Annotated in this window: 25 protein-coding genes and 9 pseudogenes; 12 read left to right on the top strand and 22 right to left on the bottom strand. The window is 72.5% G+C overall.

Annotated features, from left to right (window positions below; translation table 11 throughout):
• Window positions 1-2226, bottom strand: a pseudogene (gene pcrA, locus AC2W7J_RS03715) (DNA helicase PcrA); the annotation flags it as partial.
• A 190-nt stretch (window positions 2227-2416) separates the two neighbouring features.
• Between pcrA and AC2W7J_RS03720 the strand changes: the two are divergent.
• Complete coding sequence (locus AC2W7J_RS03720) at window positions 2417-3688, top strand: MFS transporter (protein WP_485981504.1); 1272 nt, start codon at window positions 2417-2419, stop codon at window positions 3686-3688.
• A gap of 7 nt (window positions 3689-3695) precedes the next feature.
• On the opposite strand, the gene AC2W7J_RS03725 is transcribed toward AC2W7J_RS03720, so the two are convergent.
• From AC2W7J_RS03725 to AC2W7J_RS03735, 3 genes and pseudogenes are all read right to left on the bottom strand, one after another.
• Entirely contained in the window at window positions 3696-4106 is a 411-nt protein-coding gene (locus AC2W7J_RS03725) for a rhodanese-like domain-containing protein (RefSeq protein WP_255184141.1), read from the bottom strand.
• Between the two features lie 5 nt (window positions 4107-4111).
• Window positions 4112-4273 (bottom strand): annotated as a pseudogene (locus AC2W7J_RS03730) (cysteine dioxygenase); the annotation flags it as partial.
• Window positions 4274-4368: 95 nt separating this feature from the next.
• A pseudogene (locus tag AC2W7J_RS03735) lies at window positions 4369-4428 on the bottom strand (cysteine dioxygenase); the annotation flags it as partial.
• Between the two features lie 401 nt (window positions 4429-4829).
• Between AC2W7J_RS03735 and AC2W7J_RS03740 the strand changes: the two are divergent.
• Complete coding sequence (locus AC2W7J_RS03740) at window positions 4830-5420, top strand: GNAT family N-acetyltransferase (protein ID WP_485981482.1); 591 nt, start codon at window positions 4830-4832, stop codon at window positions 5418-5420.
• Between the two features lie 64 nt (window positions 5421-5484).
• Window positions 5485-6453 (top strand): non-homologous end-joining DNA ligase, encoded by a 969-nt coding sequence (gene ligD / locus AC2W7J_RS03745; protein WP_485981483.1) that lies wholly within the window; start codon window positions 5485-5487, stop codon window positions 6451-6453.
• A 12-nt stretch (window positions 6454-6465) separates the two neighbouring features.
• Here ligD and AC2W7J_RS03750 read toward each other — a convergent pair whose 3' ends face one another.
• Complete coding sequence (locus AC2W7J_RS03750; protein WP_485981484.1) at window positions 6466-6798, bottom strand: TfoX/Sxy family protein; 333 nt, start codon at window positions 6796-6798, stop codon at window positions 6466-6468.
• Window positions 6799-6862: 64 nt separating this feature from the next.
• On the opposite strand from AC2W7J_RS03750, the gene AC2W7J_RS03755 reads away from it, so the two are divergent.
• From AC2W7J_RS03755 to AC2W7J_RS03775, 5 genes and pseudogenes are all read left to right on the top strand, one after another.
• Window positions 6863-7114 (top strand): ribbon-helix-helix protein, CopG family, encoded by a 252-nt coding sequence (locus AC2W7J_RS03755; protein ID WP_485981485.1) that lies wholly within the window; start codon window positions 6863-6865, stop codon window positions 7112-7114.
• Entirely contained in the window at window positions 7111-7410 is a 300-nt protein-coding gene (locus AC2W7J_RS03760; RefSeq protein ID WP_485981486.1) for a type II toxin-antitoxin system RelE/ParE family toxin, read from the top strand. The genes AC2W7J_RS03755 and AC2W7J_RS03760 overlap by 4 nt, the downstream gene beginning before the upstream one ends.
• Window positions 7407-8233, top strand: a pseudogene (locus AC2W7J_RS03765) (uracil-DNA glycosylase). Before AC2W7J_RS03760 ends, AC2W7J_RS03765 begins: the two are co-directional and overlap by 4 nt.
• A 103-nt stretch (window positions 8234-8336) precedes the next feature.
• Window positions 8337-9326, top strand: coding sequence for a quinone oxidoreductase family protein (locus AC2W7J_RS03770; RefSeq protein ID WP_485981487.1), 990 nt, complete (start codon window positions 8337-8339; stop codon window positions 9324-9326).
• Window positions 9327-9382: 56 nt separating this feature from the next.
• Entirely contained in the window at window positions 9383-10171 is a 789-nt protein-coding gene (locus AC2W7J_RS03775) for a type IV toxin-antitoxin system AbiEi family antitoxin domain-containing protein (RefSeq protein ID WP_485981488.1), read from the top strand.
• 155 nt (window positions 10172-10326) lie between these two features.
• Here AC2W7J_RS03775 and AC2W7J_RS03780 read toward each other — a convergent pair whose 3' ends face one another.
• From AC2W7J_RS03780 to AC2W7J_RS03795, 4 genes and pseudogenes are all read right to left on the bottom strand, one after another.
• Window positions 10327-10665 carry a hypothetical protein gene (locus AC2W7J_RS03780; protein WP_485981489.1) on the bottom strand — a complete coding sequence of 113 codons (339 nt, stop codon included), beginning with the start codon at window positions 10663-10665 and terminating at the stop codon, window positions 10327-10329.
• A 33-nt stretch (window positions 10666-10698) separates the two neighbouring features.
• On the bottom strand, window positions 10699-10854 hold the full coding sequence (locus tag AC2W7J_RS03785; protein ID WP_485981505.1) for a hypothetical protein: 156 nt from the start codon (window positions 10852-10854) through the stop codon (window positions 10699-10701).
• 107 nt (window positions 10855-10961) lie between these two features.
• Window positions 10962-11093 (bottom strand): annotated as a pseudogene (locus AC2W7J_RS03790) (NUDIX hydrolase); the annotation flags it as partial.
• A 270-nt stretch (window positions 11094-11363) separates the two neighbouring features.
• On the bottom strand, window positions 11364-12524 hold the full coding sequence (locus tag AC2W7J_RS03795; protein WP_485981490.1) for a glycosyltransferase family 4 protein: 1161 nt from the start codon (window positions 12522-12524) through the stop codon (window positions 11364-11366).
• Between the two features lie 117 nt (window positions 12525-12641).
• On the opposite strand from AC2W7J_RS03795, the pseudogene AC2W7J_RS03800 reads away from it, so the two are divergent.
• The 3 genes and pseudogenes from AC2W7J_RS03800 to AC2W7J_RS03810 form a co-directional block, all read left to right on the top strand.
• A pseudogene (locus AC2W7J_RS03800) lies at window positions 12642-12965 on the top strand (PIG-L deacetylase family protein); the annotation flags it as partial.
• A 101-nt stretch (window positions 12966-13066) separates the two neighbouring features.
• Complete coding sequence (locus tag AC2W7J_RS03805; protein ID WP_485981491.1) at window positions 13067-13411, top strand: hypothetical protein; 345 nt, start codon at window positions 13067-13069, stop codon at window positions 13409-13411.
• Window positions 13408-14625: a lysylphosphatidylglycerol synthase transmembrane domain-containing protein gene (locus tag AC2W7J_RS03810; protein WP_485981492.1), complete on the top strand. Its 1218-nt coding sequence runs from the start codon at window positions 13408-13410 to the stop codon at window positions 14623-14625. The genes AC2W7J_RS03805 and AC2W7J_RS03810 overlap by 4 nt, the downstream gene beginning before the upstream one ends.
• On the opposite strand, the gene AC2W7J_RS03815 is transcribed toward AC2W7J_RS03810, so the two are convergent.
• The 6 genes from AC2W7J_RS03815 to AC2W7J_RS03840 all read right to left on the bottom strand — a co-directional run bounded on the left by AC2W7J_RS03815 (window position 14513) and on the right by AC2W7J_RS03840 (window position 18115).
• Window positions 14513-14950, bottom strand: a complete 438-nt coding sequence (locus tag AC2W7J_RS03815) for a type 1 glutamine amidotransferase (protein ID WP_485981493.1) — start codon at window positions 14948-14950, stop codon at window positions 14513-14515. The genes AC2W7J_RS03810 and AC2W7J_RS03815 overlap by 113 nt on opposite strands.
• Window positions 14951-14958: 8 nt before the next feature.
• The gene (locus tag AC2W7J_RS03820) at window positions 14959-15312 is read right to left on the bottom strand and encodes a hypothetical protein (protein ID WP_485981494.1); all 354 of its coding nucleotides are present in this window, start codon (window positions 15310-15312) and stop codon (window positions 14959-14961) included.
• The gene (locus tag AC2W7J_RS03825) at window positions 15309-15866 is read right to left on the bottom strand and encodes a DUF1727 domain-containing protein (protein WP_485981495.1); all 558 of its coding nucleotides are present in this window, start codon (window positions 15864-15866) and stop codon (window positions 15309-15311) included. The genes AC2W7J_RS03820 and AC2W7J_RS03825 overlap by 4 nt, the downstream gene beginning before the upstream one ends.
• A 74-nt stretch (window positions 15867-15940) precedes the next feature.
• The gene (locus AC2W7J_RS03830) at window positions 15941-16654 is read right to left on the bottom strand and encodes a Mur ligase family protein (protein ID WP_485981496.1); all 714 of its coding nucleotides are present in this window, start codon (window positions 16652-16654) and stop codon (window positions 15941-15943) included.
• 22 nt (window positions 16655-16676) lie between these two features.
• Complete coding sequence (locus tag AC2W7J_RS03835) at window positions 16677-17360, bottom strand: hypothetical protein (protein WP_485981497.1); 684 nt, start codon at window positions 17358-17360, stop codon at window positions 16677-16679.
• Window positions 17361-17422: 62 nt separating this feature from the next.
• The gene (locus AC2W7J_RS03840; RefSeq protein ID WP_485981498.1) at window positions 17423-18115 is read right to left on the bottom strand and encodes a lysophospholipid acyltransferase family protein; all 693 of its coding nucleotides are present in this window, start codon (window positions 18113-18115) and stop codon (window positions 17423-17425) included.
• Window positions 18116-18184: 69 nt separating this feature from the next.
• On the opposite strand from AC2W7J_RS03840, the gene AC2W7J_RS03845 reads away from it, so the two are divergent.
• Window positions 18185-18652 carry a hypothetical protein gene (locus AC2W7J_RS03845; protein WP_485981499.1) on the top strand — a complete coding sequence of 156 codons (468 nt, stop codon included), beginning with the start codon at window positions 18185-18187 and terminating at the stop codon, window positions 18650-18652.
• 15 nt (window positions 18653-18667) lie between these two features.
• Here AC2W7J_RS03845 and guaA read toward each other — a convergent pair whose 3' ends face one another.
• From guaA to AC2W7J_RS03880, 7 genes and pseudogenes are all read right to left on the bottom strand, one after another.
• Entirely contained in the window at window positions 18668-20245 is a 1578-nt protein-coding gene (gene guaA / locus AC2W7J_RS03850) for a glutamine-hydrolyzing GMP synthase (protein WP_485981500.1), read from the bottom strand.
• A gap of 43 nt (window positions 20246-20288) precedes the next feature.
• Window positions 20289-20654, bottom strand: a complete 366-nt coding sequence (locus AC2W7J_RS03855) for a DUF3817 domain-containing protein (RefSeq protein ID WP_485981501.1) — start codon at window positions 20652-20654, stop codon at window positions 20289-20291.
• A 100-nt stretch (window positions 20655-20754) separates the two neighbouring features.
• A pseudogene (locus AC2W7J_RS03860) lies at window positions 20755-21315 on the bottom strand (SURF1 family protein); the annotation flags it as partial.
• 121 nt (window positions 21316-21436) lie between these two features.
• Window positions 21437-23218, bottom strand: coding sequence for an FAD-dependent oxidoreductase (locus AC2W7J_RS03865; protein ID WP_485981502.1), 1782 nt, complete (start codon window positions 23216-23218; stop codon window positions 21437-21439).
• Window positions 23215-23940, bottom strand: a complete 726-nt coding sequence (locus AC2W7J_RS03870) for an aldehyde dehydrogenase family protein (RefSeq protein ID WP_485981503.1) — start codon at window positions 23938-23940, stop codon at window positions 23215-23217. The genes AC2W7J_RS03865 and AC2W7J_RS03870 overlap by 4 nt, the downstream gene beginning before the upstream one ends.
• 85 nt (window positions 23941-24025) lie before the next feature.
• Window positions 24026-24805 (bottom strand): annotated as a pseudogene (locus AC2W7J_RS03875) (aldehyde dehydrogenase family protein); the annotation flags it as partial.
• Between the two features lie 462 nt (window positions 24806-25267).
• Window positions 25268-25486 (bottom strand): annotated as a pseudogene (locus AC2W7J_RS03880) (GuaB3 family IMP dehydrogenase-related protein); the annotation flags it as partial.

Raw genomic sequence — 25486 nt, forward strand, 5'->3', positions numbered from 1 at the left:
GAGGCGGGCGACGGCCGGGGGTGCGCGTCGAGCGGGTCGGGCCGACCGGCGGACCGGTGCGCTCCCACCGCAGGAGGTGCTCGGGGATCTCGTCGAGGAAGCGTGACGCGGGGTTGTACTGCGGCGCGCCGAAGGCGCTGCGCACCGCGGCCCGCGACAGGTGCAGCCGCTCGCGGGCGCGGGTGATGCCGACATAGGCCAGCCGCCGCTCCTCCTCGAGCTCGCTCTCCTTGCCCAGGCTGCGCTGGTGCGGGAAGGTGCCGTCCTCCATGCCGGTGAGGAAGACGACGGGGAACTCCAGGCCCTTGGCCGTGTGGAGGGTCATGAGGGTGACGACGCCCTGGTCGTCGGCCTCGTCGTCGGGGATCTCGTCGGCGTCGGCCACGAGGCTCACCTGCTCGAGGAAGTCGTCGAGACTGATGACCTCGCCGGTCGCCTCCCGCGTCGCGTCGAACTCGCGGGCGACCCCGACGAGCTCCTGCAGGTTCTCCAGGCGGGTCTCATCCTGCGGGTCACGACTGGCCTGCAGCTCGGCGACGTAGCCGGTGCGTTCGAGGACCGCGGCGAGCAGGTCGCCGATGCCGGCCCCCTCCTCCTGCAGCTCGCGCAGGCCCTCCAGGAGGGAGGTGAAGCCGCGCACGGCCGTCACGGAGCGGGTCGCGATGCCGGGCGCGTCCTCGACGCGGCCGAGGGCGGCCACGAAGGGGATGCGCTCACGGTCGGCGAGCTGGGCCACGGCGGCCTGGGCCCGGTCACCGATACCCCGCTTGGGGACGTTGATGATCCGGCGCAGGTTGACGGTGTCGGCGGGGTTGGCGACGACGTGCAGGTAGGCCAGGGCGTCCTTGACCTCCCTTCGCTCGTAGAAGCGGGTGCCACCGACGACCTTGTAGGGCAGACCGACCCGGACGAAGACCTCCTCGATGGCGCGAGACTGCGCGTTGGTCCGGTAGAAGACGGCGACGTCGCCGGGCCGCACGCCGTGCTCGTCGTGGAGCTCGTCGATCGTCTTGGCGATGAAGGAGGCCTCGTCGTGCTCGTTGTCCCCGACGTAGCCGATGATCGGCTCGCCGGAGCCGGACTCGGTCCACAGGTTCTTCTTGCGGCGCGACTCGTTGCGCTCGATGACGGCATTGGCCGCGGTGAGGATCGTCTGGGTCGAGCGGTAGTTCTGCTCGAGGAGGATCGAGCGCGCGTCGGGGTAGTCCTCCTCGAACTCGATGATGTTGCGGATCGAGGCCCCGCGGAAGGCGTAGATCGACTGGTCGGCGTCGCCGACGACGACAAGCTCGCTCGGCTCGACGGCGTGCTCGCCCTGCGCCTGGCCGTCCGCCCCGCCGACGAGCTCGCGCACGAGCTGGTACTGCGCGTGGTTGGTGTCCTGGTACTCGTCGACGAGCACGTGCCGGAAGCGGCGCCGGTAGTGCTCGGCCACGTCGGGGAAGGCCTGCAGGACGTGCACCGTCGTCATGATGATGTCGTCGAAGTCGAGCGCGTTGGCCTGGCGCAGCCGCCGCTGGTACTCGGTGTAGACCTGCGACAGCGTCTGGTCCTGGTGGGTGCCACCCGGCTGCTGCGCGTCCTCGTCGGCCGAGACCCGGCGGGCGTACTCCTCCTCGTCGACGAGCTCGTTCTTGAGATTGCTGATCCGATGGCCCATGGCCCGCGGCGGGAAGCGCTTGGGGTCGAGGTCGAGGTCGCGCATGACGAGCGCGATGAGCCGCTGGCTGTCGGCCGCGTCGTAGATCGAGAAGCTGCTCTTCATGCCGACCTTCGTCGCCTCGCGGCGCAGGATGCGCACGCACGCCGAGTGGAAGGTCATGACCCACATCGCCTTCGCCCGCGGCCCGACGAGGTCCTCGACTCGCTCGCGCATCTCCGCGGCGGCCTTGTTGGTGAAGGTGATCGCGAGGATCTGCCCCGGCTGCGCGCCGCGGGCGGCGAGCAGGTAGGCGATGCGGTGGGTGAGCACCCGGGTCTTGCCCGCAGCCGGCGCGCGACGATGAGCAGGGGGCCGCCCTCGTGCAGGACGGCCTCGCGCTGGGCGGGGTTGAGCCCCGCCACGAGTTCCTCGGGGTCGCGCTCCGGGGGCCGCTTGTGTGCGCTGTGAGCGGCCCGGGTGGGCCCCTCCTCGGACATCGCCCACGCCGGCACCCCGGCATCGGTCACGTCCGCGGTCCAGTCACCGGGCAGGGCATCAGGGAGGTCGTCGAAGAGGCTGCTCATCTCGCCCTCCAGCGTACGTCGCCGCGGTGACAGGCCCCGCGGACGGGGAGGTCGGGTGACGCGGCATCAAGCCGAAGTCGTGGACGACGACGCCACCACAGGAGAACGGAGGACTTCGGCAGCGCGTCACCCGGCCTCCCCGGAAGCCGGGAGCGGAGGTGATGCGGAGTATCTTGCGCCGGTGAGCGGGATGCGCGAGGACCTGAGCCTGCTGCGGGAGCGGCGCTTCGCGGCGCTCTTCGCCGCGCGCACCCTGTCGGTGCTCGGGCTCGCCTTCGCGCCGGTGGCGCTGGCCTTCGGCATCCTGCGTCTCCCCGGCGCCGACGCGGGGACGCTCTCGCTCGTCGTCGCCTCGGAGGCGATCCCGCACGTGCTCGGCCTGCTCCTCGGCGGGGTCGTCGCCGACCGCTACCCGCGGCGGCTCGTGATGTTCACCGGCGAGTGCCTCTCGCTCGTCGCGTGGCTGGGGATCGGGACGATGCTGCTGCTCGGGTGGGCGCCGATCCCGCTCGTGTGCGCCTTCGCCGTGCTCACCGGTCTCGCCGGCGCGGTCGTGTGGCCGGTGCTGTCCGGCATCATCCCCGAGGTCGCCCCGCCCGACCGGCTGCAGTCGGCCAATGCGCTGCTCGCGGTGGGCGCCAACGTCGCTCGGGTCGGCGGGCTCGTCGCCGCGGGCGCGGTCGTCGTCCTCATCGGCCCCGGCTGGGCGCTCGTCACGGCCGCCGCCGTGTACGCCGCTGCCGCCACCTTCGCCTGGCGCATCGGCTCGACCCCACGCCCCGGACGCGAAGGGGGGACCTCCGTCCTCGCCGAGCTGCAGGAGGGGTGGGTCGAGTTCTCCTCCCGCGAGTGGCTGTGGGTGGTCGTCGCGCAGTTCGCCCTGCTCATCCTTGCCTGGCAGGGCGCCCACACCGTCCTCGGCCCGGTGGTCGCCGAGGCCGAGCTCGGCGGGGCCGGTGCGTGGTCGGCGATCCTCACCGGCGAGGCGATCGGCATGCTCGTCGGGGTGCTCGTGGCCCTGCGCCTGCGGCCCCGTCGCCCGATCCTCGTCGGCGTGCTGCTCACCTCGCTCACGGCCCTGCCCTACCTCCTCCTCGGGCTGGGCGCGCCGCTGGCACTCGTCGTGGTCGCCGGCTTCGCGATGGGCCTGGGCATGGACACCTTCACCGTCCTGTGGCAGACGACGATGCAGCGGGAGGTCCCCGCCGAGGCCCTCTCGCGGGTGGCCTCCTACGACGCCTTCGGGTCGATGCTCTTCGGCCCCGTCGGGGTGCTGCTCGCCGGACCGGCGGCGGTCCACCTCGGCGCGCACACCGCCCTGCTCGTGTGCGCGGCGATCATCCTCGTCTCGTGCCTGCTCGCCCTGCTCTCGCGGGAGGTGCGCACCTTGCGGGCACCGGAGGTGGCCGCCCCGGTGCCCGAGGGCGCCTACCCGACACCGGTCGACCCGGCGACACCCTGACCGCGGGTCAGGCGGCGCGCAGCCGGGCGACCGGTAGCCCGAGCTCGCGCCACGCGGCGAAGCCACCGACGACATCCGTCGCCAGCTCGATCCCGATGGAGCGCAGGGAGTCCGCCGCCAGCGACGAGGTGTAGCCCTCCTGGCAGATGACGATGACGCGGTCACCGAGGGTGACGCCCGGCAGGGACGCCTCCTGCCGCGGGTCGAGCCGCCACTCGAGGACATTGCGCTCGATGACCCACGGGTCGAGGACGCTGGCGACCTCCCCTTCGACCTGCCGTTGCGCCGCCGGACGGATGTCGACGAGGCGGGCGGTGCCGTCACGCACCTCCCGCCAGGCCTGCACCGGGGAGACGCGGGTCAGCCGGGAGCGGGCGTCGGCGAGGAGGGCGTCGATGCCGTCGTGCTGGGCCGCCATCTCGCTCACCACGCCTGTCGCGGCTCGACGCCGGAGGGCCGCAGTACGCCGTCGACGAGGTCGTAGTGGGTCATCTGCGCCAGCGTCGGGCTGTAGGCGTGGACCGAGACGGCCACCTCGCGACCGAGGTTGGTGACGTCGTGGAGGTGGCTGCCGCCGAAGGCGCGGCCCCCCCTTCGTGCAGCTCGGAGGCCTCGACGGACCGCTCACGGGTGTGCTCGGTCAGGGTGCCGCGCACGACGGTGAACCCGCCTCGCGCGCCGCCGTGGTCGTGCCAGCCGGTGCCGGCGCCGACGGGCCACCGGATGAGCCAGACCTGCAGGCGGCGGGCTGTCGGCGAGCAGCCGCCAGGTGCGTTCGCCGGGGCGGTCGGGGTCGGGCCCGAGGGTGTCGGGCAGGGCCGGGTCGGAGGCGAAGAGCTGGGTCAGGCGCAGCAGCTGGACGGGGGTGAAGGCCTCGACGCCGGGCGTCGGGCGGACAGGGGTGGACTGGGTCGTGTACATGGGTCGGCTCTCTGTGCGGTGGTCTGCGGGCTGCGGTCAGGCGCAGCAGCGACAGAGGGCACCGAGGTGGAGCGCGAGGTCCAGGTGCAGGCGACGCACCCCGGCGAAGGGGGTCCAGGTGTGCGTCGAGAGGTCCATGCCGAGAGCCCACCACGTGCGCACTCCTCGCGTCAAACTCCTATTCACATAGTGGGAGATTGGTCGGCCTAGGGTGTCCGTCATGACCCAGATCGTGCGACCCGACGCCCGCTACCAGCGCTCCTACCTCGAGGCTCTCGACGAGTTCGACGGGGCGCACCGTGACGGCGACGGCATGCTCGAGCTGGCCGCCGACCCGACCACCGGCTTCGCCGGCCACGACTTCACCCGTGAGGGGCTCGAGGACCCCGAGGAGTTCCGCCGCCTCGTGCAGGCCCGCCGCGCCGACGAGCTGCCGGAGACGCCGCGCCCGGCGCACTTCGTCCCGTGCACCTATCTGTGGATCGTCGAGGGCGACACCTATCTCGGGTCGATCTCCTTCCGCCACGAGCTGACCGACTTCCTCCTCGAGCAGGGCGGGCACATCGGCTACTCGGTGCGCCCCTCGGCGCGGCGGCAGGGGCACGCGAGCACCGCCCTTCGCCAGGTCCTGGAGCTCGCCGCCGAGATGGGCCACGAGCGGGTGCTCATCACGTGCGACGAGGACAACGTCGCCTCCCGGGCCACGATCGAGGGCGCCGGCGGGGTCTACGAGGACTCGCGGGTCGGCAAGCGGCGCTACTGGGTGCCGACGGTCGTCACGGACCGGCCGGCGGGCGCGCTCATCGGGTAGGCGGGTCCCTTCGAGACGGTCGCTGCGCGACCTCCTCAGGGACCGTCGTGAGTACTGTCGGGGCATGGCCCGCGGCGAGCACGGCGACGACGTCCACCTCGACGTCGGGGGGCGCGACGTGCGCATCTCCTCCCCCGACCGGGTCTACTTCCCCGAGCGGGGCGAGACCAAGCTCGACCTCGCGCACTACTACCTCGCCGTCGGCGACGGGATCCTGCGGGCGCTGCGCGAGCGGCCGACGATGCTGCACCGGTTTCCCAAGGGCGTGAGCGGCGCCAAGGTCCACCAGAAGCGGCTGCCGAAGGGCGCGCCCGACTGGGTCGAGACGGTGCGGCTGCACTTCCCGCGGTACGACCTGCACGCCGACGAGCTGTGCCCGACGGAGCTCGGCGCGATCATCTGGGCGGTGCAGATGAGCACCGTCGAGCTGCACCCGTGGAATGTCCGCCGCGCCGACGTCGACCGGCCCGACGAGTGGCGGATCGACCTCGACCCCATGCCGGATGCTCCCTTCGACCGGGTGCGGCGGGTGGCCGGCGTCGTCCACGAGGTCCTCGACGAGCTCGGTGTCGTCGGATACCCCAAGACGAGCGGCGGGTCCGGTCTGCACGTCTACGTGCGGGTCGAGCCGCGGTGGGAGTTCGCCGACGTGCGAAGGGCGGCGCTCGCCTTCGCCCGTGAGGTCGAGCGGCGTGCGCCGCAGGACGTGACGACGACGTGGTGGCGCAAGGACCGCGACCCGGCGGCGGTCTTCGTCGACTACAACCAAAATGCCCGCGACCACACGATCGCGGCCGCCTACTCGGTGCGAGGCAACGCGCGCGGGACGGTGTCGACGCCGATCACCTGGGACGAGATCGCCGACGTCGAGCCGCAGGACTGCACGATCGCGACCGTGCCAGCGCGCTTCGCGCGGGTCGGCGACCTGCACGCGAGCATCGACGACATCGCGCACGACCTGACGCCGCTGCTCGAGCGGGCCGAGCGTGACGAGGCCGCGGGGCACGAGGGCCCGGCGGACCCCGGCGACTGATCGCGCGCGCGCCTAATCCCCGCGTCGCAGGCAGGCATCGATCCAGTGGGTCAAGCCGGCCTCGTCCGCCACGGCGTCGGGGTGCACGTCCAACCAGCTCGGGCCCATGTCCTTGCCGCCCATGTCGGCGACCTGCGCGTAGAGCGGGCCGGCATCGGCGAGCAGGTCCGCGCTCTCAGCAGGGTCGACGCGCGCGAGCAGCCCTCCCCCGCCGCGCACCCCGACGAGGATCGACCCGCCGACCATGAAGATCAGGGAGCCGAACATCCGCTTCTCCTGCCACTCGATGCCGCGGTCGGTGAGGTCCGACCGGACGCGGGTGGCGAGGTGCTCGTCGATGGCCATGACTCCACCCTGCCAGAGCAGGTGGCGCTCGGTATGATTTCGTCATACCCAGGAGGTGGCGTCGATGATGCGCAAGGTGACCGTGACCCTGCCGGACGAGCTCTACGACGTGGTCGAGCGGGCCCGCTCGATCGAGCATCGGAGCCGATCAGAGGTCGTCCAGGAGGCACTGCGCACGCACTTCGGCGAACCCGTCTACCACCCGAGTGACGAGGAGCGCCGCCGCCTGCTGGAGGCGCTCGAGGCCCACCGCGACGACCCCGCAGCCGTTCACGACTGGGAGGCTGTCCGCGAGCAGCTGCACTCCAGTCCGTGACGATCCACCTCACGCAACATGCCGCCGACGACCTGCTGCGTGCCCGTGACCACTACGCCGATGTCAGCGCGCCCCTCCGAGACCGATTCTTGGCGGACGTCGACGTCGCGTTCGAGCGCATCCTGATGTTTCCGTCGGGAGCCCCGCCCGTCGATGGGATGCGCGGTCTTCGCCGCGCCAGGTTGCGCGCCTTCCCCTTCGGTGTGTTCTGCCGGGTCGAGAGCACCCGCGACATCCTCGTCGTCAGGGTCCTCCACACCCGGCAAAACCGCACCACCGAGATCGCAGACCGATGACCGACGACCCGCTGCTGCCGCACCCGGTGACGGGGACTCCCTTCGCCTCGCCGGTGGAGCCCGGGGCCGGCTGGCCGGACGACCTCGCGAGCGCGGAGACGCCCGTGGCCCGCACGGCTGCTCAGGTGCGACGACTGGCGAAGGGAGCGGCCAACCAGGAGCTCGACGCGCGGATCTCGGTCTGCCGCGCCTGCCCCCGTCTCGTCGCGTGGCGCGAGGAGGTGGCGACGAGCAAGCGCGCGGCCTTCGCCGACCAGCCCTACTGGGGGCGACCGGTGCCGGCGCTCGGCCCGCCCGATGCCCCGGTCGTGGTCGTGGGGCTCGCGCCTGCGGCGCACGGGGCCAACAGGACGGGCCGCAACTTCACCGGTGACCGGTCGGGTGACTGGCTCTTCGCCGCGCTGCACCGGGCCGGCTACGCCAGCCAGCCCGAGTCGTGGGCGGCCGGGGACGGCCTGACCCTCGACGGCGTGCGGATCATGGCGCCCGTGCGGTGCGCTCCCCCGCAGAACAAGCCCACGACCGCTGAGAGGCAGACGTGCGCACCGTGGCTCGACGCCGATCTGGCGAGGAGCGCTCCCTTCGTCCGCTCGATCATGTGCCTGGGTGCGATCGGGTGGGACGCGACCATCGCCGGGGTGCGGCATGCCGGGTGGGAGGTGCCGCGGCCGAAGCCGAAGTTCGGCCACGGCGCCCGCGCGTGCTGCGCACGCCCGAGGGACGCGTGGTGGAGCTCGTCGGCTGCTACCACGTGAGCCAGCACAACACCCAGACCGGCCGGCTCACCGAGGCGATGCTCGACGAGGTCATCGGGTCGCTCTGACCCTTCGAGACGCTCGCAGAGCGACCCGGGTCCTGAGGAGCGAGTCCGCGCAGCGGGCGAGCGTCTCGAAGGGCAGCGACCGGGGCGGTCCTACGCTGGGGTCATGGCCACCATGCGCGCACTCGTCGTCACCCGCCACGGAGGACCCGAGGTCCTCGCCCTCGAGGAGCGGGAGGTGCCCGAGCCTGGGCCGGGCGAAGCGCTCGTCGAGGTGGCCGCCGGTGGCGTCAACTTCATCGACGTCTACCAGCGCCAGGGGATCTACCCGACCGAGCCGCCGTACGTCGCGGGCTTCGAGGCGGCGGGCACGGTGCGCGCGGTCGGCAAGGGCGCATCGGTGGCCGTCGGCGACCGGGTCGCCTGGTCGATGACCTCGGGCCTGCACGCCGAGCTCGTCCTCGCCGACTCCACACGACTGCTACCCGTGCCCGACGACGTCGACCTCGAGACCGCTTGTGCCGCAACGCTGCAGGGCATGACCGCGCACGCGCTCGTCACCGACTGCGTGCGCGTCGAGGAGGGCACCGTCGCCGTCGTGCACGCCGCGGCCGGTGGCGTCGGGCAGTTGCTGACGCAGATGATCACGAACCGCGGCGGCACCGTCATCGCGACGGCGGGGTCGGACACCAAGCTCGAGATCGCTCGCTCCCGGGGCGCCTCCGAGGTCATCAACTACGCCCGCAGCGAGGACCTCGCCGCCGACATCGCCGCCGCCGCACGCCGGCTGGGGGCCGACGCGGGTGTCGACGTCGTCTACGACGGGGTGGGCCAGGCGACCTTCGACGCGTCGCTGGCCTCTCTGCGCCTCCGGGGCACGCTCGTGCTCTTCGGCGCGGCGTCGGGGCAGGTGCCCCCCGTCGACCTGCAACGGCTCAACTCGGGCGGCTCGCTCTTCGTCACCCGACCGACGCTGGCCCACTACATCGTCGAGCGCGACGAGCTGCTGATGCGCGGGCGTGAGGTCTTCGCCGACATCGCCGCCGGGCGGCTCGAAATCGCGATCCACCACGCCTACCCCTTCGCCGAGGCCGCCGAGGCCTACCGCGCGCTCGAGGGACGGCAGACGACGGGCAAGGTCATCCTCGTCCCCTGACGTGGCCCTGTGGAAACTCCCGCGGCCACTCGGGCGGTCTGCGCCAGCCTTGGGTGATGTCAGTCATCCCACTGCTCGTGGCCCAGCGCGGCGGCAGCGCCACCCGCGCCGAGATCCTCGAGGCGACCACACCCTGGGCTCTGCAGAGAGCGCTGGAGGAGGGTGTCGTCGTCCGACACCGCCGCGGCGTCTACGGGCTGCCGCTCGACGGTGACCACCACCGCGCTGCCGAGCTCGGGGTGCACCTCAGTCACCGGTCCGCTGCTCTGCACCACGGTCTGGGTGTGCTCCACGCACCGACGAGACCGGAGATGGTCACGCGGCGGGACCGCGGCATCAGCGCGCCCGAGGACGTGGCGCTGCGCTTCAGGCCACTCACGCCCGATGATCTGGGGGTGCGCGTGACCACCCCGCTGCGTACGGTCGTCGACTGCGCCCGCGACCTCGACCTCCCAGAGGCTCTGGCTGTCGCGGACTCGGCGCTGCGGTCAAGGCTGGTCAGTCCACGCCAGCTGAAGGACGCGGACCTGCCCCGCACGGGACGCGTTGCGGCCCGCCGGGTGCTCGACCTCGCGTCGGCCAAGGCCGTCAACCCCTTCGAGTCAGGGCTGCGTGGACTGGCGGTCCAGGCCGACGACCGCGGCTGGGTCCCCCAGGTGCCGATCACCCTGCGGGACGGGAGGACCCTGCACGCCGACGTGGGCGACCCAGTGACCCGCGTCGCGCTCGAGGCCGACAGCCACGAGTTCCACAAGAAGCGTGAGGACGTGCGCAGAGACTGCTGGCGCTACGACGAGATGATCCTCGCGGGCTGGGTCGTGCTCCGGTTTGCCTGGGAGCAGTGATGTTCAAGCCCGACTGGGTGCGAGAGGTCATCGCCTGGGTCGTGCGACAGCGCGTGTCGTCCTGCAGTTCACTCATCGCATGACGAGGACATGAGGATCCTGAGCGGTCCGGAGGCCGAACTGCAGGACGACACGCGGTCGGCCAGGCGCGGCGACTACCAGAGGAAGGCGATGGCGGCGTTGACGACCGCCAGGCCGGCGGCGCCCCAGGCGAGCTTGATCGCGGCGGCCTCGCCACGCTTGGCCTTGGCGTTGCCGATCTCGGCGCAGGCGAGGACGGCGATCATGATGACGAGCTTGGTGCCGATCTTCGCGTGGTTGACCGGATCGTCGCCCGCCTCGGCCAGACCGGTGAGACCCAGCCCGATGAGCAGCTGGAGGCGCGCACCCCACACCTGGACGAGGTGACCGCGGCCGGCGACGGCCGGGCCGACGACGATCGCCAGCATGGCGAGCATGTGGAGGATGTAGAGGATGAGGTGCAGGGCGTCCATGGGCCCAAGGGTAGGGGACCTGACGGCCGTCTCCTACAACGGGTAGGAGTCGCCGCCCGGCACGTGCGGCCAGGCCAGCCGGACCATCTCGGCGAGTGGCAGTCGCCCGACCTCGCCCAGCGGGACCCATGCGGCAGCACCCGTCGAGCCGTCGACCTCGAGACGTGCGCGGGTGTCGGTCGCGGACACGTCGCCCGGTGGATCAGGCGCACGGCGTGGAAGTCCTCGTGCCGCTCCCCGGCCGACACGTCGCCCACCCAGTGACGCGACTGCACCTGCACGAGCTCGTCGACGACGACGTGCTGCCCGGCTTCCTCGTGCACCTCGCGCACAACGCCGTCGACCGGGGACTCACCCGGGTCGACGCCACCGCCGGGCAGCGTCCACAGCCCGCCGGCGCCGCCCACCCAGTCGGCGAGCTGCGACATGAGCAGCCGCCCCTCGTCGACGACGAGGGCATAGGCGGCGAGCCGCTGCAGGACCGTGGCGCCGGGGCGGCCTGTCACGACGGTCGGCGGAGACACCGGCCCGGGCAGCGCGGCCACCCGCCAGTGCACCTCGACGTCGTCGCCCACGAGGCCGCTGCCCGTCAGCTCCCCCGCCCACCCGTGTGCGGCGAGCAGGTCGGCCGGTCCTGCCCGTGCCCGAGCGCCAGCGCCCGACCTCGCCGTCCGGGCCGTCGGCCACGACCACGACGCTCATGCGCCGGCCCGTCGGTACTCGTCGACCGCGAGCGCGACGACGCGGTCCCAGGTCTGGGCGGGCGGGACGCGTCGGTTGTGCGCGGCGATCCGGGTGCGCAGGGTGTCGTCGGCGACGAGCCGCACGAGCGCGTCGGCGAGCCCGGCGTCGTCGGGGGCGAGCAGCCCCGAGACCCCGTTGGTGACCACCTCGCGCACCCCGGAGTCGGCGCGCGCGATGACCGGCAGCCCCGCAGTGCGTGCTTCGAGCGCGGCGATCCCGAAGGCCTCGAGCCGCGTCGGCGAGAGGTAGGCGTGCGCCTCGCGCCAGGCGGCCGCGAGCTCGGGGCGGGTGACGCGGCCACGCAGGCGCACGACGTCGTCGAGCCCGAGCGCACTCACCCGAGCCTCCAGCCACGGCCGCAGCGGTCCTTCGCCGTAGACGTCGAGGGTCATGGCTCCCGGACCGAGTCGACCACGGGCGGCGGCGACGACGGAGAGCAGTGCGCCGACTCGCTTGCGGGGGGCGAGGCGGGTGGCGGTGACGAGGCGGACGGAGTGGGTCTCGAGGCTCGCTGGCGCTCGCACCGCCCACGCGGAACGTGGGATCCAGACCAGCGGGGGTGCCCACAGGCTGGGGTCGATGCCGTTGGGGAGCACGGCGACGGGCTCCCCCTTCGCCGCCCGTCGCACACCCTCCGCAGCGAAGCCGGACACCGCCGAGAGCACCGCGCCCTGATCCGCCCAGCGCCGGATCATCGGGCCGAGTGGCCGCGCGGCCGGTCGAGGAACGCAGTGCCAGGTCAGGGCCGTCGGCAGACCGAGGTCGGTGGTCAGGCCGGCCATGTCCCAGGCGAAGGGAGAGACGACCCCCATGTGCACGTGCGCCACGTCGAAGCCCCCTGCGGCGAGCAACCGGCGCGCCTCCGGTGGCGCGAGGGGGTTGACCGGCAGGCCCAGCGCGAGCGGGGTGTCCAGCCGGTGCACCTGCACCCCGTCGGGTCTCGAGGCTTCGGCCGCGGGCGGCCTCGCACCTCTACCAACGGGCGTCGCCGCCGTCGCGGTGAAGACCTCGACCTCGTGCCCGGCGGCCACCAGCTGCGCCGCGAGGTCCCCGACCTGGGACTCGATGCCGCCGGTGCGCGGCGGGTAGCAGTCGGAGAGCAGGGCCACCTTCACGCGTCCAAGGGTGCCACGGGGCGGTATGGGAGGGTTTCACCGATGGACTCCGCAGCCCGCACCCTCGTCGTCTTCCACGCGCACCCCGACGACGAGGCGCTGCTCACCGCCGGCACGATGGCGCGCGCTGCGGCCGAGGGTCATCGCGTCGTCCTCGTCGTCGCCACGGACGGCGCGCTCGGGCTCACCGACGAGAGCGCCTTCGGCACGAAGGGAGATGCCCTCGCCGCCACCCGCAGCTGGGAGCTGGCCGCGAGCGCCCGCGCGCTCGGCGTCGCCCGCACGGTCGAGCTCGGCCACGCCGACAGCGGCAGCGGCCCCGAGGTGTGGCCCGACCCGCCGGGTGGCCGACGCTTCGTCCGCGTGCCGGTGGAGGACGCAGCCACCACCCTGGCCGACGTGCTCGTCGAGGAGCGCGCCGACGTGCTGACGACCTACGACCCGCACGGCGGCTACGGCCACCGCGACCACGTGCGCGTCCACGAGGTCGGCGCCCGGGCCGCCGAGCTGGCCCGCGAGCGCGGCCTGCCGGTGCGGGTGCTGTGGGCGACCGTCCCCCGCGACTCATCTGCCGCGCCATCGACCTGGTCGCGAAGGTCTACCGGTTCCCGCCCGAGTTCGACCGCAGCAGCTTCGACCGCGCCTTCTCCTCGTCGGCCGAGATCACCCACCGCATCCCGGTCCGGCGCTTCGCGAAGGCCAAGCGCGCGTCGATGCGCGCCCACGCGAGCCAGGCCGCCGACTCCGGCGGCGGCGACCGCACCCTCGGGATGCTCGTGCGCATCCCCCGCCCGCTCTACGACCTCGTCTTCGGGCGCGAGTGGTTCGTCGACCCCGACGCCGCGCCCGGCACGGCGGCCACCGACGTCTTCGCGGGGCTGGCATGACCGCCACGACCGAGCCGGCCGACCACGACCCCACCCCGGCGACCCAGCGGACCTCCCCCTTCGTCCGGGGGCTGCAGGTGACCCTCGGCCTGGGGCTGGCCGTCGCGATGCTGTGGTGGGGGCTGCCGTACTTCGCCAAGACCTCGTGGAGCGAGGTGTGGCACGTCCTGCGCACCGTGCCGGCGTGGAAGGCCGCGCTCTTCATGGGTCTCGTCGTCGCCGGGCTGTACTGCTACACCTTCGTCATGACGGGGGCCATGCAGGGACTGAGCCACCTGCGCGCCCTCATCCTCAACGTCTGCGGGTCGTCGGTGTCCAACCTGCTGCCCGGCGGCGGCGCCGTCGGGCTCGCCGCGACCTACTCGATCGCCAAGTCCTGGGGATTTTCGGCAGCGAGCGTCACGACCATGGCCGTCGTCACCGGGGTGTGGAATGTCCTCGCCCGCGTCGCACTCCCGATCATCGCCGTCGTCGGACTCGCCTGGGGCGCAACCGATCTGCCGCCTGCGATGCGCGAAGCCGCCTGGGCCGCAGTGCTCTCCGGCACGGCGGTCATCGTGCTCTTCGCCGTGGCCATCGGCACCGACCGGGGCGCCCGGCAGCTCGGTCGCGGCATCGACCGGTTGGTCCGGCTCGTGCGCCGTGGCCACGGCAGCTCCGTCGAGGACGGCCTGTCGGGGCTGCGGGCCCGCACCGCCGCGACCGTGCGCACCGGCTGGCTGCAGATGACGCTCGGGATGGTCGGGTTCTTCGGCCTCTACTACGTGCTCTTCCTGCTGTGCACGCAGACGACCGGCATCGAGCTGCCCTTCGGCCAGCTCTTCGCGGCCTATGCGATCGGCCGGCTGCTCACCGCCGTCGGCGTGACCCCCGGCGGGCTCGGCGTCACCGAGACCGGCACCGCCGCCGCCCTCGTCGCGTGGGGCGCCGACCCCGCCGCGTCGATGGCCGGGGTCGTGCTCTTCTCGATCTTCACGCACTTCATGGAGATCCCCCTCGGCGCCCTCGGCTGGGTCGCGTGGAGCGTGATGCCCAAGGCGAGCGCTGACGAGCGCGCCGCGACGGACGCTGAGCGCAGCGCCGCGGCCGGGGCGGCGACGCTCAGCCGACGAGTCGGCGCACCTGACGCGAGTGCGCCTGCCGCGCCACCTCGTCGTCGAGCGACGCCGGCTCGAAGTCCCGTCCGGTCGCCAGCTCCGCCGCCCACCCGATGAGCGCATCGGCCAGGCGCGGGTTCGCCGGGAGGATCGGCCCGTGGAGGTAGGAGCCGATGACGTGGCCGGTGACGGCACCCTCGGTGCCGTCGGTGCCGTTGTTGCCCATGCCGTGCCGCACCCGGCCGAAGGGGGCCTGCCCCGCCCCGAGCGTCGTCGAGCCCGAGTGGTTTTCGTAGCCCACCACGTCACCGTGGTCGGTGCTCAGCACGATCGGGCCGATCATCCGCTTCTCGTTGCCCTGGGTGGTGACGTCGAGGATGCCCAGGCCGGGCAGCCGCTCCCCCTGCACGGTGACGAAGGCCTTGCCGAAGAGCTGGTACATGCCGCAGATCATGAGCATCGGGGTGCGCCGGCGGCGAGCGAGCGCAGCCGGTCGCCGATCCGCTCGAGGTCCTCCTCGACCTTGGACTGCCCCGAGTCCTGGCCACCGCCGCCGACGACGAGGTGCGCCTGCTCGGGGAAGTCCTGCCCCGGGTGGTGCTGGTGGACGACGGGCACGTAGCCGTGCCGGCGGATGCGCGCGGCCAGGCAGCGGGTGTTGCCCAGGTCGCCGTAGATGCTCATCTCGCGCGGGTAGAGGTGGACGAGGTGGATCTCGCCCTTGCCCTCGGCACCCGGGTCGGCGGGCAGCGCGGACCCGCTCGGCTCACCGAGGATCGGGACGTCGAGGTCGGCTGCACTCATCGCTGGGCTCCCTGGGTCTCGTCCGCGTCGACGCCCATCTCGGGCAGGTCGTAGCGCTCGCCGAGCATGCGGCGCAGCGCGAGCATCGCGGTGTAGGTGCAGAAGATGCGCTTCGGCTCGTCGCGGTGGTCGGCGAGGAAGCGCTCGAGGGCTGCGGCCAGGTCGACCTCGGTCGTCGCCACCGGCACGTCGTCGTACTGCAGCCGCAGCGCCATGTCCCAGCCGCGCACGCCACTGGTGACGGCAACTCCCTTGTCCCGCAAGGACTCGAAGCTCACGTCGTAGAGCCAGGACACGTCGCGGCCGTCGGCGTAGTCGTCGTTGATCGCGACCATCGTGGCGACGGGCGTGGAGCCGTAGGTGCCGAGGGCGACGGTGAACCCCGCGGGGTTCTTGACGAGGACGAGCTCGAGCGGGGTCCCGTCGGCGTCGACGACCTCACCCCGGCCGAAGGGGGGTGCCACCGTCCGCAGTGCCTGCTCGGCGGCCTCGGTGCGGAAGCCGTCGCCGAGGAGCGTGCGGGCCGTGGCCGTCGCGGCCGTGGCGTTGATCATCGCGGCAAGGCCACGCTGGCGCAGCTCGACGGGGCCGACGGTCCCCCCTTCGCCCTGCTCACCGAAGACGACACTCAGCTGCTGCTCGTCGCACCGGCCGCAGGAGGGCCGTCGCGGGCGGTGAGCGCCGGCGGCTGCCAGGCGTCGCCGCCGCGGGAGTCGTGCTCCTGCAGCTCGCCGAGGCGGTCGGCGATCGAGGCGTCGAGGCCGAACCACGCGATGTCCATGCCGGGCCCGACGGTCGTGGCGATGCGGTTGACGAAGGGGTCGTCGCGGTTGAGCACGACACCCTGCGTCGTCATGCCGGCGAGCTGCGTGAGCAGGCCTGCGGTGTGGTCGATCTCGGCGAAGCGGTCGAGCTGGTCGCGCGCGACGTTGAGCAGCAGCGCGTGCGTCGGCGCGACGGCCCGGGCGAAGTGGAGAGCGTGCGCCTCGTCGAGCTCGAGCACGGCGATGTCGGCCCGGAGCCTGCCCCGCTGGAGCGGCTCGGCGAGGAGCGCGGAGATCACGCCGCGGGTGAAGTTGCTGCCCGTGGGGTTGGTGAAGACCGTCTGGCCGTGGGCCCGCAGGAGCGCGACGAGCATCTTGGTCGTCGTCGTCTTGCCGTTGGTGCCCGACACGACGACGATCCCGCCCGGCACATCGGCGAGCGCGTGCGCGAGGAAACCCGGGTCGATCTTCTCGGCGACGAGGCCCGGCAGGGCGGAACCTCCGGACCCGCCGCCTCGGAGGCGGGCGGCGCGGCGGGCGGCCTTGCCGGCAAATGCGGCGACTGCGGTCTTCAGCACCGGGTCAGCGTACCCAGCCGGGTCAGCCCGACGACGAAGCCTCCGCTGTGTCCAGCTCGACCAGTCGCTCGTCCATCGGCAGGTCGATGACCTTGGAGAGAGGGTCGGGGATGTCGGCCTCGGCCTTCGTGAGGGCCGCTCCGAGGTCCCCCTCGGCGATCCCGGCGAGCGCAGTCGGCGCGTCGGCCCCACCCTCATGGGCGGTGATCTCGCCGTCGACGAGGGGGTAGGCGACCTGGGCGAGGTGGACCGGCGGGTCGGCCGTCGCGCGCTCCGGCTGGGTCAGCAGGACGAGCACCCGGTCACCGGTGCAGATCCGGGCGCTCTCGTCGTCGCTGCTCGTCGCGAGGTAGTCGGCCACGACCTCCCCGTCCGGAGGCGCGGTGCGGGTCGCGGGGTTGCGCCAGACCACGCTGGTGTCGCTCAACGCGACCCGGCCGTCCCGCAGGCCCCGGCCGTCCTCGTCGTCGACGGCCGCAGCAGAGACCGTGCCGACGACCGCGGAGCGCGACAGACCGAGCATCGACGGGAGGCTGCCGTCGATGTAGCGGGACGAGGAGTCGACGGAGTGCGGGCTGACCGCCAGCGCCGCAGCCGGTGCGCACTCGGATCCACCGCCGCCGCCCACGTCGCTGCCGCACCCCGTCAGCGCCACACCGATGACGGACGCGAGCCCCGCCGACAGCCATCTCCCCACGATGCCCATCGATCAAGGCTAGGGGGGCCATCGACGTGTCGATGGCACGCCGGTCTCGATCCGGCGACAGCTCAGGCGGACCGGTCGGCGAAGTCGGCCGAGCGCTCCTGGGGTGAGCGCTCGGCGATCGCATCCATCACCTCGTCGGTGATCGCGCGCAGCAGCTTGCCCTTGACATACTGCGCCTCGAGGGCGGCGACGTCGACCGGCGGGGCGAAGCGCACGGTCACCCGGTGCGGGCGGATGCCCCGGGCGTCGATCGGCTGCGCCTTGTCGGTGCCCACGAGCGCGCATGGCACGACCGGGGCACCGGAGGCGACCGCCAGGCGTCCGACGCCGGTGTGCCCCTTGTGCAGGCGCCCGTCGCGGCTGCGCGTGCCCTCGGGGTAGATGCCGAAGGCGCCACCGCCCGCCAGATGCTCCTCGGCGACCTCGATGGAGCGTGCGGCCGCCCGCGCGTCGTCGCGGTCGACGGGGATCATGCCGCCGAACTCGCCGAACCACAGCCGGCTCAGCCAGCCCTTGACCCCGGTGCCGGTGACGTACTCGGCCTTGCCGAGGAAGCCGACCTTGCGCCCGGCCGCGAGCGGGATGACCATCGAGTCGACGAAGCTCAGGTGGTTGCTCGCGATGATCACCGGACCGGTCTCGGGCACGTGTTCGGCGCCCTCGACCTCGAGCCGCAGCCATGCCTTGAGCGGTGGCCCCACGATGACCCGTCGCAGGAGCCACTCGAGGACGCGCATCGCCGACTTGCTGCTCACCCGGCCAGCGTAACCAGCGCCCGTGGACCCGACTGGCGCCCGTCCGGCTCATGGGCGAGCATCGGCCCCATGACGATGCCTCCTCCCCCGCACCAGCCCCACGGCCAGCAGCCCGTCATGCCGGTCTCCGGCCCGCAGGCGAGCTTCATGCAGCCGCCGCCGGGTCACGGGGCGCTGCTGCTCACGCTGCAGGGCAACGGCTTCACCGCGGGGCTGACGCCGACGGTCCAGATCGACGGCTACGTCGTGCCGGCCACCTTCGGACCCAACTTCTTCCCCCTTCGCCCGGGGCGGCACCGCGTCGACGTGCACACCCAGTGGATGCGGCGCTACGGGCAGGCCTCGATGGAGGTCGACGTGCAGCAGGGCACGACGGTGCCGGGCTACTACGCCGTGCCGTGGCACCAGTTCACGACCGGCTCCATCGGGCACGTGCAGCAGTCCCGCAAGGGGCTGGGCGTGATGATCGCGATCATCGTCGCCACCGTGCTGCTCATCTGCGCGTGCGGCCTCGGCGGCGCTCTCCTCGGCTCCTGACGGACGAAGGGAGGGTCACTCCCACTCGATGGTGCCCGGCGGCTTGCTCGTCACGTCGAGCACGACCCGGTTGACCTCTTCGACCTCGTTGGTGATCCGCGTCGAGATCTGGGCGAGGACGTCGCCGGGGACGCGGGTCCAGTCGGCGGTCATCGCGTCCTCCGACGAGACCGGCCGCAGCACGATCGGGTGGCCGTAGGTGCGGCCGTCACCCTGGACGCCGACCGAGCGGACGTCGGCGAGCAGGACGACCGGGCACTGCCAGATCTCCTTGTCGAGGCCGGCTGCGGTGAGTTCCTCGCGGGCGATCGCGTCGGCGCGGCGCAGGATGTCGAGGTTGGTCTCGGTGACCTCGCCGATGATCCGGATGCCCAGGCCCGGCCCGGGGAAGGGCTGGCGGTCGACGATCGGGTCGGGGACGCCGAGCTCGCGCCCGACCTGCCGGACCTCGTCCTTGAAGAGCGCGCGCAGCGGCTCGATGAGCTTGAACTGCAGGTCGTCGGGCAGACCGCCGACGTTGTGGTGGCTCTTGATGTTGGCCGCCCCGGTGCCGCCGCCGGACTCGACGACGTCCGGGTAGAGCGTGCCCTGGACGAGCCACTTGACGGGGTGACCGGACTCGTCGCCCTCGCCGACGACGTCGCGGGCCGCCTGCTCGAAGACGCGGATGAACTCGCGACCGATGATCTTGCGCTTCTCCTCGGGGTCGGTGACTCCGGCGAGAGCGCCGAGGAAGCGCTCCTTGGCGTCGACGACGACGAGCTTGACCCCCGTCGCCGCGACGAACTCCTCCTCGACCTGCTCGGCCTCGCCCTGCCGCAGCAGACCGTGGTCGACGAAGACGCAGGTGAGCTGCTCGCCCACGGCGCGCTGGACGAGCGCGGCCGCGACGGAGGAGTCGACACCCCCGGAGAGCGCGCAGAGCACGCGGTCCTCGCCGACGGTCTCGCGGATGAGCTCGACCTGCTCGTCGATGACGTTGTCCGCGGTCCAGTCGGGGCTCAGCCCGGCGCCGCGGACGAGGAAGTTCTCGAGCACCGGCTGGCCGAAGGTCGAGTGCAGCACCTCGGGGTGCCACTGCACGCCGTAGAGGCGACGCTCGTCGTCCTCGAAGGCCGCGACGGGCGCGCCGGAGGTGCTCGCGGTGACCCGCATGCCCTCGGGGGCCTCGGTCACCGAGTCGCCGTGGCTCATCCACACCGACTGCTCGGCGGGCTGGCCGTTGAAGAGGGTGGACTCCCGGTCGCTCACCTGCGCGCGGGTCGAGCCGTACTCGCGCAGCCCGGTCCGCTCGACGGTGCCGCCGAGCGCCTGGACCATCGCCTGGAAGCCGTAGCACATGCCGAAGACCGGGACCCCGGCCTCGAGCAGCGTGACGTCGAGCGAGGGGGCGTCCTCGGCGTAGACCGACGAGGGGCCACCGGAGAGGATGACGGCGGCCGGCTCCTTGGCGAGGATCTCGGCGACCGGCATCGTGTGCGGCACGACCTCGCTGTAGATCTTCGCCTCGCGCACGCGGCGGGCGATGAGCTGGGCGTACTGGGCGCCGTAGTCGACGACAAGGACCGGGGAGGTCTTCAGGGATTCCGTCACGCGCACAGGCTACCGGGGCGAGGGCACTCCCCCTTCGTCAACCTCAGGTGGTGAGCGGCGTGACCTCGCGGACGACCCGACGCTCCTCCACGAAGGCGACGAAGGGGATGCACGCGAGCAGCAGGGTGAGGATCATGCGGCCGACGGACCAGCCGACCTTGAAGCCGAGGTTGGCCGTCGCGACGGCGAAGACCATGAAGATCAGGCCGTGGACCGGCGACCACCACGAGAGCGCGTCGTTGCCCATGCCGTACTTGAGCACCATCTCGACGATGAGGACGAACATCGCCAGACCGGCGAGGATCGCCGTCACCCGGAAGGCGCCCAGGGCGGTCGCGATGGCCCGCGGGTCGGCGCTGGGGGCGTCCCTGCCCGGGCTCGGCGTCTGGCTCTGCGTCTCGTCGCTCACGTCGACTCCTCCAACTCCCTGGCGGGCTCGCCCGCCTGCTCCCGGCGCGCTCCTGGCGCACCATCTTCACCCACATCCACACCGCGAAGACCGCGAACATCCACCACTGGAAGGCGTACATCACGTTGCGGAACTGCAGCGAGGTGTCCGGCAGCGGCGGCGGCACCCGCTCGAGGTCCTCGGCCGTCGCGCCACCGTCCTCGGTGACCGCGAAGGCGAAGCCGTTGTACATCTCGCCCGGCCACTCGTTGACCAGCTGGGCGATGTCGACGGACGTCAGCCGTCCGTCCTCGATGCCCCCGGTCTCGTCGGGGGCCTCCGGTGGCGCCAACGAGCCGACGAGGTCGATGGTTCCCCGCGGAGCCGAAGGGGGGGCCTCCCCCGTCGGCACGAAGCCCCGGACGACGGCAAGGTTGGCCCCGGTGCCCTCGACGACGAAGCGGTCGAGGACCCAGTCGACGGCCTGCCCCTCGTAGCGCCGGTCGACGACGACGAGCGGCTCGCCGGCGTAGCGGCCGGTCGCCGTGACCCGCTGGCCCGACCCCTCGTCGGGGAAGGACTCGTGCGGCGCCATGACGTCCGCGAGCGGCCGCACCGGCCGCTCCTGCACCTCACGGACCGCGTCGCCCTGGCCACGTCGTGGGCGACGGACCACTGCCACCGACCGGCGACGATGCCCAGGACCACGAGGGCCAGCGCCACCACGAGCAGCCCCAGCCAGCGGGGTCGAAGGGCGGTCCGGAGCACCCGGTCAGGCTACGTGAGCGATCTGGGCGCCCCGCTCACGCACCCCGCACGGCCGGCATGGGCAGCGACACCTTCGAGCTCGTGTGGGTGAACTCGCGGACCGCGGGCGTCTCGGCCGCCACCGGGTCGAGCCGGCGGTAGGCGTCGCCCTGCGCGGGGCGCACGTCGGCGTCACCGACGTTGGGCCACAGGGAGAAGGCACGCTCGGCCTGCGCGGTGATCGTCAGCGAGGGGTTGACCCCGAGGTTCGCCGAGACGGCCGAGCCGTCGACGACGCTGATGCCCGGGTGGCCCCAGAGACGGTGGTAGGGGTCGATGACGCCGGTGGCCGGCGAGTCGCTGATGGGGGCCCCACCGAGGAAGTGCGCGGTGAGCGGGATGTCGAAGGCCTCGCTCCACGTGCCTCCCGGGTAGAAGGGGCGCCCGATCCGCTCGGCCAGCTTGGCGGCCAGGACCCGGATGCCCTCGTGCCCTGACGCGATGTAGGTCGGGTTCTCCTCGCCGTGGCCCTGCTTCGACGTCAAGCGGCGGCGTCCACCCGGCCCGGTCGCCAAGTAGGTCGTCAGCGAGTTGTCGAGCGACTGCATGACCAGGCCGATGACCGTGCTGTCGGCGAAGTGGGTCCCCGGCGGGAACCACGCCTTGAGCGCCGGCAGGTTGCGCGGCAGGTCGGCGAGCAGCTTGGCCCAGCGCGGCGCGCGGCCGGTGCGCGGGGGCGCGAGCAGGGTCGTGAGCAGCCCCATCGCGTCCGAGCCGCGCCCGTAGCGCACGTTTTCGATGTGCGTGTCCGCATCGGGGTGGAAGGAGGAGGTGATGGCCACGCCCTTCGTCAGGTCGTGCTCCCCCTCCGGCGGGCTGTCGGCGAGCGCCCCGACGAGTGCCTCGGAGTTGGTCCGCGTCAGCTGACCGAGGAAGTCGCTGATCGCCGGCAGCTCACCGTCGGCCTTCATCTCGTGGAGGAGGTTCTGCGTGCCCCAGGTGCCGGCGGCGACGACGACCTTGCGCGCCGTGGTCACGCGAGCGCTCTTGTCCCCCAACGCATCCGTGGCCTCGTGGCGAACCCGATAGACCTCGTCGAACCCTTCGGTGCCGGGCACGACACCCACGCGGGTGACCGTGCGCATCGGCACGATCTGCACGCCGAGGCCCTCGGCGAGCGCGAGGTAGTTCTTCATCAGGGTGTTCTTGGCGCCGACCCGGCAGCCGACCATGCAGTTGCCGCACTCGGTGCACGTCGTGCGCGCCGGTCCGGCCCCGCCGAAGTAGGGGTCGGCAACGGTGCGGCCCTGCTCCTCGGCGGAGTCGTCGGCGCCGAAGAGCACGCCGACGGGCGTCTTGCGGAAGGTGTCCGCGACACCCATCTCCTGCGCCGCGTCACGCATCGCGTCCTCGACGACGCTCTCGCACGGGTTGGTGACGACGCCGAGCATCGTGCTCGCCATGTCGTAGTGCGGGAGCAGCTCGGCCTGCCAGTCGGTGATGTGCCCCCACTGCCGGTCACGGAAGAAGACCTCCGGCGGCACGTAGAGGGTGTTGGCGTAGTTGAGCGAGCCACCGCCGACGCCCGCGCCGGCGAGGATCATCACGTCCTTGAGCATGTGAATGCGCTGGATGCCGTACATCCCCGCCTTCGGGGCCCACAGGAAGTTCTTCAGGTCCCAGCTGGTCTCGGCGAAGTCCTCGTCGGCGAAGCGCCGGCCGGCCTCGAGGACCGTCACCCGATATCCCTTCTCCGCAAGACGAAGGGCGGCGACCGAGCCTCCGAAACCGGATCCGATGACCAGGACGTCGGTGTCGGTGGTCAGCTCTGCGTTCACTTCATCCCTGCCATCTTCATCAGCTTCAGCCCGGCCGTCAGGGCCTTGGCATAGGTCTTGTCGCTCATGCCCAGTGCCGGGGCGATGGGCAGGAGGTACTGCGCCGCGACGGTCTGCGCCTCCGTGTACTTGAGGATCCCCTCGGCGCCGTGGCGGCGCCCCATGCCGGAGTCCTTCATGCCGCCCATCGGGGCACCCATCGAGCCCCACGCGGCGGCGTAGCACTCGTTGATGTTGACCGTGCCGGTCTTGATCCGCTGGGCGATGCGCCGGCCACGGGCCACGTCCTTGGTCCAGACCGAGGAGTTGAGCCCGTAGGAGGTGTCGTTGGCCAAACGCACGGCCTCGTCGTCGTCGGCGACGCGGTAGACCGCCACAAGCGGGCCGAAGGTCTCGTCGTCACGGCACTCCATCGCGGCGGTGACGCCCTCGAGGACGGTCGGCTCGTAGACATAGGGCCCGATGTCGGGTCGGTGCCGACCACCGGCGAGGACGGTCGCCCCCTTCGCCACCGCGTCCTCGACGTGCCGGGTGACGGTGTCGAGCTGGCTCTGACTGACGAGCGAGCCCATGTCGTAGCCGAACTCGAGCCCGGTGCCGATCGTCATCGCGTCGACCGCCGCGACGAAGCGCGGGACGAACTCGTCGGCGATCGCATCGTGGACGAGGACGCGCTCGGTGGAGATGCACAGCTGACCGGCGCTGGAGAAGCACGCGCGCACGGCGCCCTCGACCGCGCGTCGAGGTCGCGTCGTCGGCGATGTAGACGGAGTTCTTGCCGCCGAGCTCGAGGCTGAAGGAGACGAGGCGCTCGGCCGCGGACACGGCGACGCGGCGGCCGGTCGGGGTCGAGCCGGTGTAGCAGACGTAGTCGGCGGTGTCGACGACCGCCTGGCCGGCCTCCTGACCCGGACCGAGCACGACCTGCAGGACACCCTCGGGCAGGCCGGCCTCGGCGAGCAGCTCGACGGCGGCCAGCGCGGTGACCGAGCCCTGCTGGTCGGGGCGCAGGACGACGGCATTGCCCGCCATGAGCGCGGGGATGGCGTCGCTGATGGCCAGGCTCAGCGGGTAGTTCCACGGGGAGACGACGCCGACGACGCCCTTGGGCAGGTGGTCGACGCGGGTCTGGGTGAGCACCGGGTAGGCGCCGGCGACCTTGCGGCGGCGCAGGTGCGACTCCGCGGTGCGGGCGTAGTAGCGCGACGCGAGCGCGACGTCGATGACCTCTTCGAAGGCCTGCTTGCGCACCTTGCCCGACTCGATCTGGACGAGGTCGAGCAGCTCGACCTGCTTCGCCAGCACGAGGTCGTGGTAGCGCAGGAAGATCCGGCGTCGCTCCTCGTGGGAGGTCGCCGCCCACCGCGGCTGCGCGGCCCGGGCCGCGGTCATGGCACGGGAGACGTCCTGCACGGTGGACTGCGGCAGCACCGCGATCGGACCCCCGGTCATCGGCGAGGTCCGGGTGAAGGTCTCGGCCGTCGGCGACGCGACCACCCTGCTCGCCAGCCGCCGGGCCCGCCCCGGGTCGACCGCATATGTGGCGGTGGGGTCGAGGTCAGGGTCAGCGATGATCTCCGAGGTCATTACCCCACGGTAACCGGGGGCCCCCCGACCCGCCAGAGGTGGCCCGTGGGCGAGACGCACGCCACCCCGGTCCCCGAGACGGAGGCCGCCCGGGCCGACGCCACGCCACGACGCCGTTGCTCCGTACGACGAACCGCATCTCCCCCGCCAGCGCCCTCGGTCGGCGCCGCGCCCTACGCCGTTGCTCCGTACAACGGTCCGCGCTCACCCCACCCAGCACACCCGGCCGCGGCCAGCGCTTCGCCGTTGCTCCGTGCTCTGAGCCGCGCTCACCGTACGGAGCAACGGCGTACGCAGTCATCGCGCCCGACGTTCCGCCCATCGCCGGCATGCGGCTCAGAGTACGGAGCAACGTCAGGGTCTCGAAGGCCGCACGACCTTAAGGAAATGCGAACCCGGTCCGCACGCGCCCTTCGAGACGCTTGCTGCGCAAGCTCCTCAGGGAGCGTCAGACCACCCCGGTCAGCTCGGCTGGTGCGGGGCGACGACGACCTCGATGCGCTGCAGCTCCTTGACCTCGGTGTAGCCCGTGGTCGCCATGGCGCGACGCAGGGCGCCGATGAGGTTGGTCGTGCCGTCGGCGACCCGGCTGGGGCCGAAGAGGACCTCGTCGAGGGAGGCGACGGAGCCGACCTGACGCGGGGCGCCACGGGGGCAGCTCGGGGTGGTGGGGCCTCGGCG

Source organism: Janibacter sp. CFPM2_SD2 (assembly GCF_057364645.1).

Bases quoted from the DNA above. Each gene is read 5' to 3' on its own strand.
- AC2W7J_RS03750 (WP_485981484.1), bottom strand. From the start codon at position 6,798: ATGGCCATCGACGAGCACCTCGCCACCCGCGTCCGGTCGGACCTCACC.
- AC2W7J_RS03820 (WP_485981494.1), bottom strand. From the start codon at position 15,312: ATGAGTGCAGCCGACCTCGACGTCCCGATCCTCGGTGAGCCGAGCGGG.
- AC2W7J_RS03770 (WP_485981487.1), top strand. From the start codon at position 8,337: ATGGCCACCATGCGCGCACTCGTCGTCACCCGCCACGGAGGACCCGAG.
- AC2W7J_RS03845 (WP_485981499.1), top strand. From the start codon at position 18,185: ATGACGATGCCTCCTCCCCCGCACCAGCCCCACGGCCAGCAGCCCGTC.
- AC2W7J_RS03755 (WP_485981485.1), top strand. From the start codon at position 6,863: ATGATGCGCAAGGTGACCGTGACCCTGCCGGACGAGCTCTACGACGTG.
- AC2W7J_RS03825 (WP_485981495.1), bottom strand. From the start codon at position 15,866: ATGATCAACGCCACGGCCGCGACGGCCACGGCCCGCACGCTCCTCGGC.
- AC2W7J_RS03815 (WP_485981493.1), bottom strand. From the start codon at position 14,950: ATGTACCAGCTCTTCGGCAAGGCCTTCGTCACCGTGCAGGGGGAGCGG.
- ligD (WP_485981483.1), top strand. From the start codon at position 5,485: ATGGCCCGCGGCGAGCACGGCGACGACGTCCACCTCGACGTCGGGGGG.
- AC2W7J_RS03810 (WP_485981492.1), top strand. From the start codon at position 13,408: ATGACCGCCACGACCGAGCCGGCCGACCACGACCCCACCCCGGCGACC.
- AC2W7J_RS03720 (WP_485981504.1), top strand. From the start codon at position 2,417: ATGCGCGAGGACCTGAGCCTGCTGCGGGAGCGGCGCTTCGCGGCGCTC.
- AC2W7J_RS03740 (WP_485981482.1), top strand. From the start codon at position 4,830: ATGACCCAGATCGTGCGACCCGACGCCCGCTACCAGCGCTCCTACCTC.
- AC2W7J_RS03725 (WP_255184141.1), bottom strand. From the start codon at position 4,106: ATGGCGGCCCAGCACGACGGCATCGACGCCCTCCTCGCCGACGCCCGC.
- AC2W7J_RS03835 (WP_485981497.1), bottom strand. From the start codon at position 17,360: ATGGGCATCGTGGGGAGATGGCTGTCGGCGGGGCTCGCGTCCGTCATC.
- AC2W7J_RS03780 (WP_485981489.1), bottom strand. From the start codon at position 10,665: ATGGACGCCCTGCACCTCATCCTCTACATCCTCCACATGCTCGCCATG.
- AC2W7J_RS03775 (WP_485981488.1), top strand. From the start codon at position 9,383: ATGTCAGTCATCCCACTGCTCGTGGCCCAGCGCGGCGGCAGCGCCACC.